Here is a 13,927-nt window from a genome sequence, read left to right as displayed (position 1 = left end):
AGTTCGGGCCTTCCGTCGCAGTGGGGTGCTTCCGGACGGCGGAAGTATCCCGTGACGGCTGGGGCGTACGCCATGGTGCGTGACGGGTGCGGCACCGGGGCGGCCTGATGAAGTCCCTCTGGTCCCGGTGCCCTTGGTGTCCGGATCAAGTCGTCCTGGTGCCGGGAATCCTGGCGGCCGAGTCCCGCAGCGCGGCCAGGAACGCCTCGGCCGCCGGCGCCAGGGACCGCCCGCGCACCGTCGCCGCGTACACCGCGCGGGCCGGCGCGTCCTCGTCGAGCACCGGGAGCAGCGCGATGTCGGGCCGTACGGACTCCGCGGCGAGCGCCGGGATCAGGGTCACTCCGAGACCGGCGGCGACGTACCCCTGCTTGGCGGTCCACTCGGCCACGACATGTGCGACGCGTGGGCGGAACCCGTGCCGCAGGGCCGCGTCGAGCAGGGTGCCCTCGGGGCGGGACCCGCCGGATATCCAGTCGGCGTCGGCGAGTTGGGGAAGACGCACGGAGGGCTCGGCGGAGAGCGGATGGCCGGCGGGGACGGCGACGTACAGCGACTCGTCGAGCAGGTGGTGCAGGGTGTAGGCGTCCAGCGGGGCGCGGCCCGTCGTCGAGACGACCGCCAGGTCGAGGTGGTCGGCCGTCAGCCGGTCCAGGAGCGCGGGGGTGAAGCCCTCCTCGCGGGTGAGTCGGACCCCGGGATGGCGGGCGCGGAACGCCGCGATGGCTCGTGGCACGAGCGCCGCGTCCGCCGTGGCGAAGGCGCCCACCCGCAGCCGCCCGCCCGCCACCTTCCGCACCGCGGCGAGCTCCCGCCCCGCGCCGTGCAGCCGCTCGACCACCGACTCGGCGTGCGGTACGAGGACCCGCCCGGCCTCCGTCAGCCGTACGCCCCGGGCCAGCCGGTCGAAGAGCGGCGCCCCGCCGAGCGACGCCTCCAGCGAGGAGATCTGCCGCGACACCGCGGACTGCGTCCACCCGAGCGTCCGCGCGGCCACGGTGAACGAACCGTGCCGGGCGACTTCGAGGAAGACCCGCAGCCAGACGGTCGAGAGATCGGGTACGTCGTGCTGTCGATCCCTGGCCTCGACGCCGCCGACCATCCGAGTGTCATGCGAGTTCTGCATGACGCACATGCTAGACATTCGCTTGTCGCATCACCTGGGGGTGCCTAGCGTCGAAGGCATGGAAAAGATCGCTTTTCTCGGACTCGGCCACATGGGCGCCGCGATGGCACGCCAACTGCTCGATACCGGCCACCCGTTGACGGTCTGGAACCGCACCGCCGCGAAGGCGGAGCCGTTCGTCGCCGAGGGGGCCGCCCTCGCCGCCTCCCCGGCCGAGGCGGCACGGGATGCGGACGTGGTCATCACGATGCTCGCCGACCCGGCCGCGCTCGACGCGGTCGCGGACGCGATCGTGCCGCAACTGCGCCCAGGCGCGTACTGGGTGGAGATGTCCACGGTCGGCCCGGACGTGATCAAGGAGCTGGCCGCCCGGCTCGGGGAGGGCGTGACGCTCATCGACGCGCCCGTGGCGGGCAGCACCGACAAGGCCGCGGCCGGCCGACTCGGCATCCTTGCGGGCGGTGATGCGGCCCCTGTCGAGCATGTGCTGGCGCACTTCGGCACCGTCACCCGCACCGGACCGCTCGGCTCCGGCGCCGCGCTCAAGCTCCTCGTGAACGCCGCCGTACTCGGCGGAGTCGCCCTCGTCGCCGAGATCATGGTCCTCGCGGACGCGCTGGGCATCGACGAGGGCGCCGCCCGCGCCGCCCTCGCGAACGGCCCGCTCGGCGGCGCCGCCGCCCGCGCCTTCGCCGAGGGCGTGCACTTCGACACCTCGCTCGCTGTCAAGGACGCCGGCCTGGCGGCCAAGGAGGCCCGACTCCCGCTCATGGAGGCGACGTTGGAGCACTTCAGGCGAGCCGCCGCGGACCCGGACATCGCCCGCGCGGACATCGCCGAGGCCGTCACCCACATCCGTCGATCGAGCTGAAGGAACGCCGTGCAGATCACGTTGGGCAACCCGGCCTCCGCGCCCCAGCCCGCCAACGCCTACTACTCCCAGGTCGCCCGCGTCGAACTCCCGGGCGGTGGTGTGCTGTTGTATCTCTCCGGCCAGGTGGCGGACGGCGCGGACATGGCCGCTCAGAGCCGCGGCGTCTTCGAGGCCATCGACGCTCTGCTCAAGGCGCACGGCGCGACCCTCGCCGACATCATCAACATCCGTACGTACCTGACCGACATCGACAAGCTCGCTGAATACGGCGCCGTACGCCGGGAGTTCCTCACCGGCACCGCACCCACCAGCATGACCTTCGAGGCCTCCCGCCTCTTCAAGCCGGACGCTCTGATCGAGGTCGAGGTGGTGGCCGCGGTGACCGGGACGGAGTGATCCGTTCCGGGGTCGGAGTGATCCGCTCCGGGTGATACTGCCGCGCATGAAGGCAGCGAACCTGGGCGTGCTCTTCCTCATCGAACTCGGCGCCCTCGCGGCCGCCGGGTACTGGGGGTTCACTCGCGACGTGGCCACGCCGCTCGGCTGGCTCCTCGGCCTCGGCGCACCGGCCGTGCTGATCGCGCTGTGGGCGCTGTTCGGCTCGCCGAAGGCGAGGTACAAGACGCGCGGCGGAGGCCGCGTCGGCTTCGAGCTGCTCTGGTTCGGGGCCGGCGTGGTCGCCCTGGTGCTCGCCGGGGCATTCGTCTGGGCGGTCGTCTTCGCCGCGGTCTGCGCCGTGAGCAAGACGCTTGCCGTCATCTGGCATCAGTGAGGCCGTCAACAGGATGCTCGCCGTCATCTGGCATCAGTGAGGCCGTCAACAGGATGCTCGCCGCCATCTGGCGTCAATGAGGCCGTGGGCAAGAGTCGTCATCTGGCATCAGTGACGCCGTGAGCACGACGCTCGCCGTCACCTGGCGTCAATGAGACGGCAGTCGGTGCTTCAGGTCTCTCCCAGCAGTGCGAGAAAGTCCCGGAACGCCCCCGGCATGTCCACCGACTCGGGATCCAGCAGCCACTGGTACTGCAGTCCGTCCATCACCGCCACGAGCAGGGGGGCGGTGCGCTCGGGCGTGAGCCCGTTCGGCAGCCGCTCCCCGTACTCGGCGCGCAGCACGGCCGCCATGTTCGCGCGCACCCGGGCGTACCGCTCGGTGAAGTACTCGCGCGCCGGATGCCCCTCCGTGACGCTCTCGCCGAGCAGCGCCGAGAAGGTCTGGATGATCCCGGGCCGCATGGCGTTGTACTCGACCAGTGAGGCGAGCAGATCGACCCGCCACTGGGTGTCCGGCACGGCGTCCCACTGGTCGCGCTCCTCGAGGACCGCGACGAGCAGGGCGTCCTTCGTCGGGTAGTAGTGCAGCAGCCCCTGCTGGGTCAGCCCTACGCGCTCCGCGACCGCGGCCAGGCTCGCGCCCCGGTAGCCACGCTCGGCGATCACCTCCAGGGCCGCCCGGACGATCTCCGCGCGCCGCTCCTCGCTTCTGGCCCTGGTGCTCATGGCGTCACCGTACGGCATCCGATCACCCTGAATATAACGGCAAGGTTACGAAACCTACCGCTCTACAGGTAGCGGGTGCAGGATGAAGGCGTCCAAGGACTTCAACGAGGAGGTGCCGCCGTGGCGGAAACAGCGGAGAGCGCGGGGACCAAGGCCGGGGATGCGGCCGATCAGGCCCGCGAAGCGGTCGTCGCGGCCGACCGGGCGCGCGAGGCCATCGTCGAGGCGGCCCTCGGCAAGCTCGACCTGGACGCGAAGGCGAGGCTGCTGTCCGGCCAGGGCATGTGGACGCTGCCCGCGCTCCCCGAGATCGGGCTGAAGTCCCTGGTCATGTCAGACGGTCCGATCGGCGTCCGCGGAGTCCACTGGACGGCGGACGACCCGTCCATCGCGCTCCCGTCCCCGACCGCGCTCGCCGCCACCTGGGACCCGGCCCTCGCCCGCCGTGCCGGCGCCCTGCTCGCCCAGGAGGCCCGCCGCAAGAAGGTCCACGTCCTGCTCGCCCCGACCGTCAACCTGCACCGCTCCCCGCTCGGCGGGCGCCACTTCGAGGCGTACAGCGAGGACCCGTATCTGACCGGCCGGATCGGCAGCGGTTACGTGCAAGGCGTGCAGTCCGGCGGCGTCGGCACCACCGTCAAGCACTTCGTCGCGAACGACGCCGAGACCGACCGTTTCACGGTCGACAACGTGGTCTCCGAACGCGCCCTGCGCGAGCTCTACCTGGCCCCCTTCGAGGCCATCGTCGAGAACGCCCACCCCTGGGGCATCATGACCGCCTACAACTCGGTCAACGGCACCACGATGACCGAGCACCGCTATCTCGTGAACGAGATCCTGCGCGGTGAATGGGGCTTCGACGGCTTCAACGTCTCCGACTGGATGGCCGCCCGCTCGACCACCGCCGACATCGAGGGCGGCCTCGACGTCGCCATGCCCGGCCCGCAGACCGTGTACGGCGCACCGCTCGCCGCCGCCGTGCGTGCCGGCGAGGTCGAGGAGGCCAAGGTCGACGAGGCCGTCCGCAACGTGCTCCGGCTGGCCGCCCGCGTCGGCATCCTGGAGGGTGCCGAGCCGGTCGTGACCGAGCCGCCCGCCCCCATCGACGGCGAGGCGCTGGCCCGCGAGATCGCCCGCCGCGCCTTCGTCCTCGTACGGAACGAACGGCGGGCCCTCCCGCTGAAGCCCGGCACCGTCGCCCTCATCGGTGCCGCAGCCCGCGACGCCCGCGTCCTCGGCGGCGGTTCCGCCACCGTCTTTCCCGCCCGGATCGTCTCGCCCCTCGACGGCCTCACCGCCGCCCTCCCCGAGGGCAGCCTGACGTACGCCGTCGGCGCCGACCCGACCGAGGAACTCGCCGTCGCCGACAAGGGGTTCGAACTGCGCGCCGTCTGCCGCGACGCGAACGGCGAGATCATCGGCTCCGGCTCCGCGCCCAACGGCCAGATCCAGTGGATGGGTGACGACCTCCCCGAGGGCGTCACCCACGACACTCTGCACACCGTCGAGCTGACAGGCACCTTCACACCGCGCGACGGCGGCCCGCACACCTTCGGCATCAAGGGCCTGGGCGCCTTCACCCTCACCGTCGACGGCACGACGTACTTCGATGACGCCCAGCGCTCCGACAAGGACGACCCCTTCGAGGCGTTCTTCGGCGCTCCGGTGCCCCGCGCCCAGGCCGAACTGACCGCGGGTGAGCCGGTCGAGGTCTCCCTCACCCACGTGGTCACCCTTCCCGAGGGCATCCCGATGAAGGTCGTCGGCTTCGCGCTCGCCCACCAGGAGCCGCAGCGCGACGCGGACGAGCTGATCGCCGAGGCCGTCGAGGCCGCCCGCGCCGCCGACAGCGCGGTCGTCGTGGTCGCCACCACCGACCGCGTCGAGTCCGAGGGCTACGACCGCAAGGACCTCCGGCTCCCGGGCCGCCAGGACGAGCTGGTGCACGCCGTCGCCGCCGCCAACCCGAACACCGTCGTGGTCGTCAACTCCGGCTCCCCGGTGGAACTGCCGTGGCGCGACGAGGTCGCCGCCGTGCTGTTGAGCTGGTTTCCCGGCCAGGAGGGCGGCGCCGCGCTCGCGGACGTGCTCACCGGCGCGCACGAGCCGGGCGGCCGGCTGCCCAGCACCTGGGGCTCCTTCGCGGACGCCCCGGTCACCCAGGTGGTCCCGGCCGGCGGCCGGCTCCCCTACACCGAAGGCGTGTTCGTCGGCTACCGCGCCTGGGAGAAGGAGGGGAAGACCCCCTCGTACCCCTTCGGGCACGGCCTCGGCTACACCGAGTGGGCGTACGAGTCCCTCGAGATCAGCGGGACGACCGTCACGATCCGTGTGCGGAACTCCGGTGAGCGCGCCGGGCGCGAGGTCGTCCAGGTCTACCTGGCCCCGGTGGAGGCCGACGCCGAGCGGCCCGCCCGCTGGCTCGCCGGATTCGCGGGCGTCGAGGCCGGAGTGGGCGAGAGCGCCGAGGCCGTCGTGGAACTCCCGCGCCGCGCGTTCGAGATCTGGGACGAGAACGCCAGAGCGTGGGCGTTTGTGAAGGGTTCGTACGAGGTTCAGGTGGGCCGCTCGATCAACGACCGCCGGGTCGCGGCGGCGATTAACGTCTGATCCGGGACAAGCTCCCCACCGAGCAGCCCCGGTCCGGAACCTGACCTCCGGGCCGGGGCTCGTGGCTTTTCGGACACCTGTGGCAGACTCGCGGGCCGACACACGCCGGTTCGGGGGAGAAGCGCATGTACCCAGGTCAGCAGCAAGGTCCGTACCCGCCTCAACAGGGCTATCCGCAGCAGCCGTACCCGCCTCAACAAGGCCACTCGCAGCAGCCGTATCCGCCCCAGCAAGGCCACTCGCAGCAGCCGTATCCGCCTCAACAAGGCCACTCGCAGCAGCCGTATCCGCCCCAGCAAGGCCACTCGCAACAGCCGTATCCGCCCCAGCAAGGCCACTCGCAACAGCCGTACCCCTCGCAACAGCCGTACCCCCCGCAGCAGGGATACCCCCAACAGCCGTCCCAGCCCTACCCGCCTCAGCCGGGGCCCCAGCAGTCGATGGTCCCTCAGCAGAACCTGGGCGACGCCCGGATGACGCTGGACCCGAATCTGAGCGCCGGTCAGCGCGAGCTGGTGCTGAAGATCCAGCAGACCAGCAAGGTGTACGCGTTCGGCTTCGTCCTGGGCATCCCGCTGACCTTCGGCGGCGCCCACTACGGCATCACCGAGAAGCCGATCGGCTTCGCCGGGACCGCGCTCGGCCTCGTCGGCCTGGTCGTCGGCGTGCTGGCCCTGCTGAAGGCGCGGGGTCTCAAGGAGCAGCTGCGCCGGCTCACCCCGGACGCCTGGCGCTCCCCGGCCGCGCACCTGCCGAGCGCCCGCAAGGCCGCCACGCAGGCCGCGTACGTCAACGGCGTCCTGGTCCTGCTGTCCCTGAGCGCCGCCGGTTATCTGCTCGTCAAGGGTGCCGACTGGGGCGCGTACGGGAACTCGTTCGGCTTCGGCGGGCTGATGCTCGCCGTGTTCATGCCGCTCGGCATGGGGATCGCCGCCGCGACGACCATCCCGCAGCTGCTCCAGGTCGTTCCGGCCGGTGCCCGGGTCGGCCAGAGCCTGTACTCCATCATCATGGCGCTGGGGGCGCTGATCCTCTTCAACGGGATCAAGGGCTTCGACCCGCTCCCCATCGCCGTCGGCGGCACCGTCACCGCGATCTGCCTGGGCGCCATGTCGATCCTCGGCAAGGCGACCAAGCGGATGCGCGGCGAAAGCGCCTAGCCGCGGGAGCGCCTGGCCGCCCGAACGCCTGGCCGCGGGAACGCCTGGCCGCCGGAGCGCCTAGTCGCGCACGCCGAATCCGAAGCGGGTCTGCGACCTGTACACCCCGCCCGGCCGCAGCTCCGTGCTCGGGAACTCCGGCCGGTTCGGGGAGTCGGGGAAGTGCTGCGCCTCCAGGGCGATGCCGTCGCCCGCCGCGAAGGGGTCGCCCAGGTGGTCCGCGGTGTAGAGCTGCAGCCCCGGTTCGGTGGTCGCCACGGTCAGCACGCGCCCGGAGGCGGGGTCGTGCAGCTCCGCGACCTCGGCCGCCGCCGCCGTGACCCCCTTGTCGAGCACGAAGTTGTGGTCGTACCCGGCACCGACCCTCCGCGTCTGCCGGAAGTCGAAGCGTGTGCCCTCGACGGGGGCGAGCTCCCCGGTCGGGATGAGGTCGGCGTCCACCGGCGTCAACCGCGAGGCGGCGATGTGGAGTTCGTGCCCGCTCGCGCTTCCCGAACCGCTCAGGTTCCAGTAGGTGTGGTTCGTCAGGTTCACCACGGTCGGCGCGTCGGTGACCGCCTCGTAGGCGATCTGCAGCGCGCCGTCCTCGTCGAGGCTGTACGTCGCCGAGACCTCCAGACGGCCCGGGAAGCCCTCCTCGCCGTGCGGGCTGACCCGCGTCAGCCGCACGCCGTGCTCGACCGGATCGGCGTCCCACACACGCTTGTCGAAGCCGAGCTCGCCGCCGTGCAGGGAGTTGGGCCCGTTGTTCCGGGCGAGGTGGCAGGTCTGACCGTCGAGCGGGAAGCGGCCGCCCGCGATGCGGTTGGCGTACCGCCCGACCAGCGCACCGAGGTACGGCTCCGGATGGGCGAGGTAGCCCGCCAGGTCCGGGAACCCCAGCACCACGTCCACGGGCCGCCTTCCCCCACTCTCGACTTCGCTCGAGCGGGGGGACCCCCCTCGGTCGGGAACCTCGACCGACTGCACGATCCCGCCGTACGTCAGGACCCGCACCCGCACGCCGGACCGCTCCAGTGTCCAGCGATGGACCGGGGTGCCGTCGGAAAGGGTGCCGAAGAGTTCGCTGTGCATGATCGAAAGCCTAGGCCAATGATCTGCGCGGGAGCGGTCAGGCCACCGGCTTCTCCGCCGTCACCATGCGGTAAGCGATCTCCGCCAGCCGGGCCTGGCCGTCCTTGCTCGGGTGGAACCAGTCCCAGTGGCTCAACTGGTCCGTGCCGAAGCGGTAGTCGAAGACCGCGCCCCCGTCGAAGCGGCAGTGCCGGTCCTTGGCACAGACCTCCCGAAGGACCTCGTTGTACGCCTCCACCCGGTCCTGCACCCGGGCGCGCCGCAGGGTCGCCGCCGAATCCAGGATGTCCGCGTCGTCCAGCATCGAGGGGCAGATGCCCAGCTTCCACACCTGCTTGCCCACCGGGTTGGTGCGGCCCTGGGACCACAGCCGCTTCAGGTCCGGCACGCTCGACACGTACACCTGAGTCTTGGGCAGGGCGCTGCGCAGTGTCTGCATCGCGTCCTCGAACTCGGTGCGGAAGTCGGTGACGGAGGTCATCGCCGAGGCGGACGAGCGGCAGGCGTCATTGGCGCCCGCCATCACCGTGACCAGCTCCGGCTCCTTGGTCGCGGCCTGCGCCATCTGACCGGGCAGGTCCTCCATCCGTGCACCGGTCACCGCGTAGTTCCAACTGCGCTCGGCGGCCCCGGCCGTGCCGAGCAGCCGTACGGCGAGACTGCGGACCTTCGGGTCGCTGCCCGTCGCCCACGACGCCTCCGGGCAGTCCGTCAGCACGGCGCACGCGTCGAAGCCGCGGGTGATGGAGTCCCCGACCGCGGCCACCGACTGCGGGCTGCGGTCCCAGCTGGGCGTGGGCTTCGGGGAGGGCAGCGCGTTGGCCGTCGTACCTCTTGGCGCCGGGGAGTTGCCACCGGAGGCGTCGCACCCGGCGACACCCAGCAGAGCCGCCGCCGCGACGGCGAGGACGGCCCGTGAACGGTGACTGCGGTTCCGCATCCCCTGGTCCCCTCGTTCGATGTGCAGGGTCGATCGCCACACCTTGGACACGGTCGGTCAGCACGCGCGTCCCGTTGGGTGAAACCTCGGTGTTTCCAGGCGTCGGGACCGACGGTACGTCACACTCCTTGCGCCGCCGCACGGTAGCCTCGCCCCGTGGCCGCCCCGCCACTGCCGTTCCGCTAAGTTACAAGATGTCTCGCTCTGTCCGGAGGCCCCAGTGACGACACGTGGAGTTCTCTACGTGCACTCCGCGCCCCGCGCGCTGTGCCCACACGTCGAGTGGGCGGTCGCGGGGGTGCTCGGTACGCGTGTGAACCTCGACTGGATCCGGCAGCCCGCCTCACCGGGCACCTGGAGATCCGAGTTCTCCTGGAAGGGCGAGGTCGGCACCGCCTCCAAGCTCGCCTCCGCGCTGCGCGGCTGGCAGATGCTGCGCTTCGAGGTCACCGCCGAGCCGTGCCCCACGGCCGAGGGCGAGCGCTACAGCTGCACCCCCGAGCTCGGCATCTTCCACGCGGTCACCGGAATCCACGGCGACATCCTGATCCCCGAGGACCGCCTGCGCGCCGCCCTCCTCCGCGCCCAGCGAGGCGAAACCGACCTCGAGGCCGAACTCGCCAAGCTCCTCGGCAAGCCCTGGGACGACGAGTTGGAACCCTTCCGATACGCGGGCGAGGGCGCCCCGGTCCGCTGGCTCCACCAGGTGGTCTGACCGGCGAACGTCCTGTGGGGGGAGCGCGCCCAAGGGGCGTGGGGAACTGCGCGACCAGCCCCATGCGATCCGCACTCGGCGGACGACCGAACAGCGAACGGCGTGTGGCCCGTACTCCCGGCAAGGAGTACGGGCCACACGCCGTTCAGCAGAGGGAACCCGGCGTCAGACGCTGGGGAACCCGGCGTCAGACGCTACGGAACGCCAGCACCACGTTGTGCCCACCGAACCCGAACGAGTCGTTGAGGGCAGCGATCCGTCCCTCGACGGGGAGCTTGCGCGCCTCACCGCGGACGATGTCGGCGGCAGCCTCCGCCTCGGGGTCGAGGTTGTCGACGTTGATGGTCGGCGGCGCGATCCGGTGGTACAGCGCGAGCACGGACGCGACCGACTCCACGCCGCCCGCGCCACCGAGCAGGTGACCCGTCATCGACTTGGTGGCGGACACCGCCATGTGGTCGGCGTCGTCGCCGAACACCTTGCGCAGGGCCTTCAGTTCGGCCACATCACCGGCCGGCGTCGAGGTCGCGTGCGCGTTGACGTGCACGATCTCGGCCGGGTCCAGGTCGGTGTTGTCGAGCAGGTTCTGCAGGGCGTGCGAGATGCCGCGGCCCTCGGGCTCCGGCTGCACGATGTCGTGGGCGTCGGCCGAGATGCCCTGGCCGACCGCCTCCGCGTAGACCCGGGCGCCGCGCTTGGCGGCGTGCTCGGCCGACTCCAGGACGAGGACGCCGGCGCCCTCACCGAGGACGAAGCCGTCACGGGCGACGTCGTAGGGGCGCGAGGCACCCTGCGGGTCGTCGTTGTTCTTGGACATCGCCATCATGTTGCCGAAGGCGGCGATGGGCAGCGGGTGGATGGCCGCCTCGGTGCCACCGGCGACGACGACGTCGGCACGGCCGGTGCGGATCATCTCGATGGCATAGCCGATGGCCTCGGCGCCCGAGGCGCAGGCGGAGACCGGGGTGTGCACACCGGCGCGGGCGCCGACGGAGAGGCCCACATTGGCGGACGGGCCGTTCGGCATCAGCATCGGCACGGTGTGCGGGGAGACACGGCGTACGCCCTTCTCCTTCAGCACGTCGTACTGGTCGAGCAGGGTCGTCACGCCGCCGATGCCGGAGGCGATGACCGCGCCGAGCCGGTCGGGGTCGACGTTCGGGTCCTCGCCCGCCTTGTCGGTGTAACCGGCGTCCGCCCAGGCCTCCTTGGCCGCGATCAGCGCGAACTGCGCCGAGCGGTCCAGGCGGCGGGCCTGCGGGCGGGGAATGACCTCGCCCGGCTCCACGGCGATCTGCGCCGCGATGCGGACCGCCTGATCGGCGGCCCACTCCTGCTCCAGGGCGCGGACACCGGAACGTCCGGCGACCAGGCCCTCCCAGGTAGAGGCTGCGTCGCCACCCAGCGGTGTGGTTGCGCCGATACCGGTGACGACCACGGTGCGATTGGTCGGGCTCACGGGAATTCTTTCTCCAACGGATACGAGGATTCAGCGGCGCCACCGCCGGGTGGCGGGGCATACAGCCCAGGCGAACCAAGGGCTGTCAGCCCGGGTGAACCGGGCCTTCAGCCCAGGTGATCGGAAGATCAGGCCTGGTGCTTGAGGATGTAGTTCGTCGCGTCGCCGACGGTCTTGAGGTTCTTGACGTCGTCGTCCGGGATCTTGACGTCGAAGCGCTCTTCGGCGGCGACGACGACCTCGACCATGGACAGCGAGTCGACGTCCAGGTCGTCGGTGAAGGACTTGTCCAGCTGGACGTCCTCGGTGGGGATCCCGGCGATCTCGTTCACGATCTCGGCGAGACCTTCGACGATCTCTTCCTGAGTGGCGGCCATGTCAGGCGCTCCTTCGGTATGTATCCAGAGGGTGTGGCGGTACTCCGGCCGGAGATGATCCGGACGGTGTGCCTAGGGGAGGGTAACGACCGTGGCGGCGTACACGAGACCCGCCCCGAAGCCGATGACGAGCGCGGTGTCGCCGCTCTTCGCCTCACCGGTCGCCAGGAGCCGCTCCATCGCGAGCGGGATCGAGGCGGCCGAGGTGTTGCCGGTGGTGCGTACGTCGCGGGCGACCGTGACATGCGCCGGCAGTTTCAGCGTCTTCACCATCGAGTCGATGATCCGCTCGTTGGCCTGGTGGGGAATGAAGACATCCAGGTCGTCCGGGGTGATTCCGGCCGCGTCCAGCGCCTGCTGAGCGACCTTCGCCATCTCGAACACGGCCCAGCGGAACACCGCTTGGCCCTCCTGCGTGATCGCAGGGAACTTGATCTCGCCCTTGGAGTCGAGCGGAAGCTCCGAGACGTCGCCGGTGGGGGTCTCTCCGCTCGAGCGAAGTCGAGAGGAGGGGAGGAAACGGTCCCACGGCACCGTCTGCTTGATCGTGCCCGCCTTGTCGCCCTCGGAGCCCCACACGGTGGGACCGATGTGCGGCTCCTCGGAGGGGCCCACGACGACGGCGCCCGCACCGTCACCGAACAGGAAGGCCGTCGCGCGGTCCTCCAGGTCGGTGAGGTCCGACAGCCGCTCCACGCCGATGACGAGGACGTACTCCGCCGAACCCTCGACGATCATGCCCTTGGCGAGGGTGAGGCCGTAGCCGAAGCCCGCGCAGCCGGCGGAGATGTCGAAGGCGGCGGCCTTGTTCGTGCCGAGCTTGTCGGCGATCTCGGTGGCGACGGCCGGGGTCTGGCTGAAGTGCGACACGGTGGAGACGACCACGGCGCCGATCTGGTCGGCGTTGATCCCGGCGTCGGCGATGGCCTTGCCGGACGCCTCGATCGACATCGCGGCGACGGTCTCCTCATCGTTCGCCCAGTGCCGGGTCTCGATGCCGGAGCGCGAGCGGATCCACTCGTCGGACGAGTCGATCGTCTCCAGGATCACCTCGTTGGGCACGACCCGGACGGGGCGGTAGCCGCCGACGCCGAGGATGCGGGCAAAGGGAGCGCCCTTGGGTGCCTTGATCTTCGACATGCTCTGGGGCTCCTTCTCAGGCACTGTGCTCTGCGATGAGCTCGCGAGCGGCGTCGAGGTCGTCGGGGGTCTTCAGCGCCAGCGTGGCGACGCCGGGCAGCGCGCGCTTGGCCAGTCCGGTCAGGGTGCCGCCGGGGCACACCTCGACCAGCGCGGTCACGCCGAGCTCCTTGAAGGTCTCCATGCACAGGTCCCAGCGGACCGGGTTGGCGACCTGGCCGATCAGACGCGCCAGCACGTCGGAGCCGGCCGTCACGGCCTGGCCGTCCTTGTTCGACACATAGGTGATCAGCGGGTCCGCCGGGTCCAGGCCCGCGGCGGCCTCGGCCAGCGCGTCGACCGCCGGAGTCATGTGGTGAGTGTGGAACGCGCCCGCCACTTTCAGGGGCACGACACGACGTACGCCCTCGGGCTTGTCCGCCTCCAGGGCGGCCAGCTCCTCCAGCGTGCCGGCGGCCACGATCTGGCCCGCGCCGTTCACATTCGCCGGGGTCAGGCCGAGCTTCTCCAGGTGCGGGACCGTCGTCTCGGGGTCCCCGCCGAGCAGCGCCGACATACCGGTCTGCGTGACGGCGGCGGCGTCGGCCATCGCCAGGCCCCGCTTGCGTACGAGCTGCAGCGCGTCGGTGTCGTCGAGCACTCCCGCGAAGGCGGCTGCGGTGATCTCTCCGACGCTGTGGCCCGCGACGGCACCGGGGTTGATGTCACCGAGTGCCGAGGCCGACAGGAGACCGGCGGCGACGAGGAGCGGCTGCGCGACAGCCGTGTCCCGGATCGCGTCCGCGTCGGCCTGCGTGCCGTAGTGGGTGAGGTCGAGCCCGATGGCGTCCGACCACGCGGCGAGGCGGTCGGCGGCCCCGGGAAGGTCGAGCCAAGGAGTCAGGAAGCCGGGCGTCTGAGCGCCCTGGCCGGGAGCGACGAGTACGAGCACTCTCACACTCTCTCTTGTGG

The 13,927-nt window shown here is 71.2% G+C and carries 14 protein-coding genes; 6 read left to right on the top strand and 8 right to left on the bottom strand.

The annotated features are described in order from the left end of the window. Positions 1–145: 145 nt before the first annotated feature. Entirely contained in the window at positions 146–1,102 is a 957-nt protein-coding gene (locus ACIBK0_RS00985) for a LysR family transcriptional regulator (RefSeq protein WP_399075090.1), read from the bottom strand. A gap of 82 nt (positions 1,103–1,184) precedes the next feature. Between ACIBK0_RS00985 and ACIBK0_RS00980 the strand changes: the two genes are divergently transcribed. Genes ACIBK0_RS00980 through ACIBK0_RS00970 form a run of 3 tightly spaced genes read left to right on the top strand, consistent with a single transcriptional unit; the run spans position 1,185 to position 2,772 of the window. Next, positions 1,185–1,997, top strand: a complete 813-nt coding sequence (locus ACIBK0_RS00980; RefSeq protein WP_399074207.1) for an NAD(P)-dependent oxidoreductase — start codon at positions 1,185–1,187, stop codon at positions 1,995–1,997. Positions 1,998–2,006: 9 nt separating this feature from the next. Then, positions 2,007–2,396, top strand: a complete 390-nt coding sequence (locus ACIBK0_RS00975) for a RidA family protein (protein ID WP_399074205.1) — start codon at positions 2,007–2,009, stop codon at positions 2,394–2,396. Between the two features lie 46 nt (positions 2,397–2,442). Further along, complete coding sequence (locus ACIBK0_RS00970; protein WP_399074203.1) at positions 2,443–2,772, top strand: YrdB family protein; 330 nt, start codon at positions 2,443–2,445, stop codon at positions 2,770–2,772. 171 nt (positions 2,773–2,943) lie between these two features. Here ACIBK0_RS00970 and ACIBK0_RS00965 read toward each other — a convergent pair whose 3' ends face one another. After that, positions 2,944–3,519, bottom strand: a complete 576-nt coding sequence (locus ACIBK0_RS00965; RefSeq protein ID WP_399074201.1) for a TetR/AcrR family transcriptional regulator — start codon at positions 3,517–3,519, stop codon at positions 2,944–2,946. 198 nt (positions 3,520–3,717) lie between these two features. Between ACIBK0_RS00965 and ACIBK0_RS00960 the strand changes: the two genes are divergently transcribed. Beyond that, positions 3,718–6,111, top strand: coding sequence for a beta-glucosidase (locus ACIBK0_RS00960; RefSeq protein WP_399075088.1), 2,394 nt, complete (start codon positions 3,718–3,720; stop codon positions 6,109–6,111). A gap of 125 nt (positions 6,112–6,236) precedes the next feature. Beyond that, positions 6,237–7,271, top strand: a complete 1,035-nt coding sequence (locus tag ACIBK0_RS00955) for a hypothetical protein (protein WP_399074199.1) — start codon at positions 6,237–6,239, stop codon at positions 7,269–7,271. 60 nt (positions 7,272–7,331) lie between these two features. Here ACIBK0_RS00955 and ACIBK0_RS00950 read toward each other — a convergent pair whose 3' ends face one another. Both ACIBK0_RS00950 and ACIBK0_RS00945 read right to left on the bottom strand, forming a co-directional pair. Further along, positions 7,332–8,345, bottom strand: a complete 1,014-nt coding sequence (locus ACIBK0_RS00950) for an aldose epimerase family protein (protein ID WP_399074197.1) — start codon at positions 8,343–8,345, stop codon at positions 7,332–7,334. 37 nt (positions 8,346–8,382) lie between these two features. Then, the gene (locus ACIBK0_RS00945; RefSeq protein ID WP_399074195.1) at positions 8,383–9,285 is read right to left on the bottom strand and encodes an SGNH/GDSL hydrolase family protein; all 903 of its coding nucleotides are present in this window, start codon (positions 9,283–9,285) and stop codon (positions 8,383–8,385) included. A 220-nt stretch (positions 9,286–9,505) separates the two neighbouring features. On the opposite strand from ACIBK0_RS00945, the gene ACIBK0_RS00940 reads away from it, so the two are divergent. Further along, entirely contained in the window at positions 9,506–10,000 is a 495-nt protein-coding gene (locus ACIBK0_RS00940; protein WP_399074193.1) for a DUF3145 domain-containing protein, read from the top strand. Between the two features lie 187 nt (positions 10,001–10,187). On the opposite strand, the gene fabF is transcribed toward ACIBK0_RS00940, so the two are convergent. The 4 genes from fabF to ACIBK0_RS00920 all read right to left on the bottom strand — a co-directional run bounded on the left by fabF (position 10,188) and on the right by ACIBK0_RS00920 (position 13,907). Then, a complete protein-coding gene (gene fabF / locus ACIBK0_RS00935) occupies positions 10,188–11,459 on the bottom strand; it encodes a beta-ketoacyl-ACP synthase II (protein ID WP_399074191.1) in 1,272 nt (423 codons plus the stop codon). Between the two features lie 128 nt (positions 11,460–11,587). Beyond that, positions 11,588–11,836, bottom strand: a complete 249-nt coding sequence (locus ACIBK0_RS00930) for an acyl carrier protein (RefSeq protein WP_189185313.1) — start codon at positions 11,834–11,836, stop codon at positions 11,588–11,590. A 72-nt stretch (positions 11,837–11,908) separates the two neighbouring features. Then, a complete protein-coding gene (locus ACIBK0_RS00925; protein ID WP_399074189.1) occupies positions 11,909–12,976 on the bottom strand; it encodes a ketoacyl-ACP synthase III in 1,068 nt (355 codons plus the stop codon). A 16-nt stretch (positions 12,977–12,992) separates the two neighbouring features. Continuing rightward, positions 12,993–13,907, bottom strand: a complete 915-nt coding sequence (locus ACIBK0_RS00920; RefSeq protein ID WP_399074187.1) for an ACP S-malonyltransferase — start codon at positions 13,905–13,907, stop codon at positions 12,993–12,995. Positions 13,908–13,927: the final 20 nt, after the last annotated feature.

Origin of the sequence: Streptomyces sp. NPDC050564 (assembly GCF_044457265.1) — a bacterium.
Taxonomy (GTDB): domain Bacteria; phylum Actinomycetota; class Actinomycetes; order Streptomycetales; family Streptomycetaceae; genus Streptomyces.
This window is presented reverse-complemented; position numbering and strand designations above follow the sequence as displayed.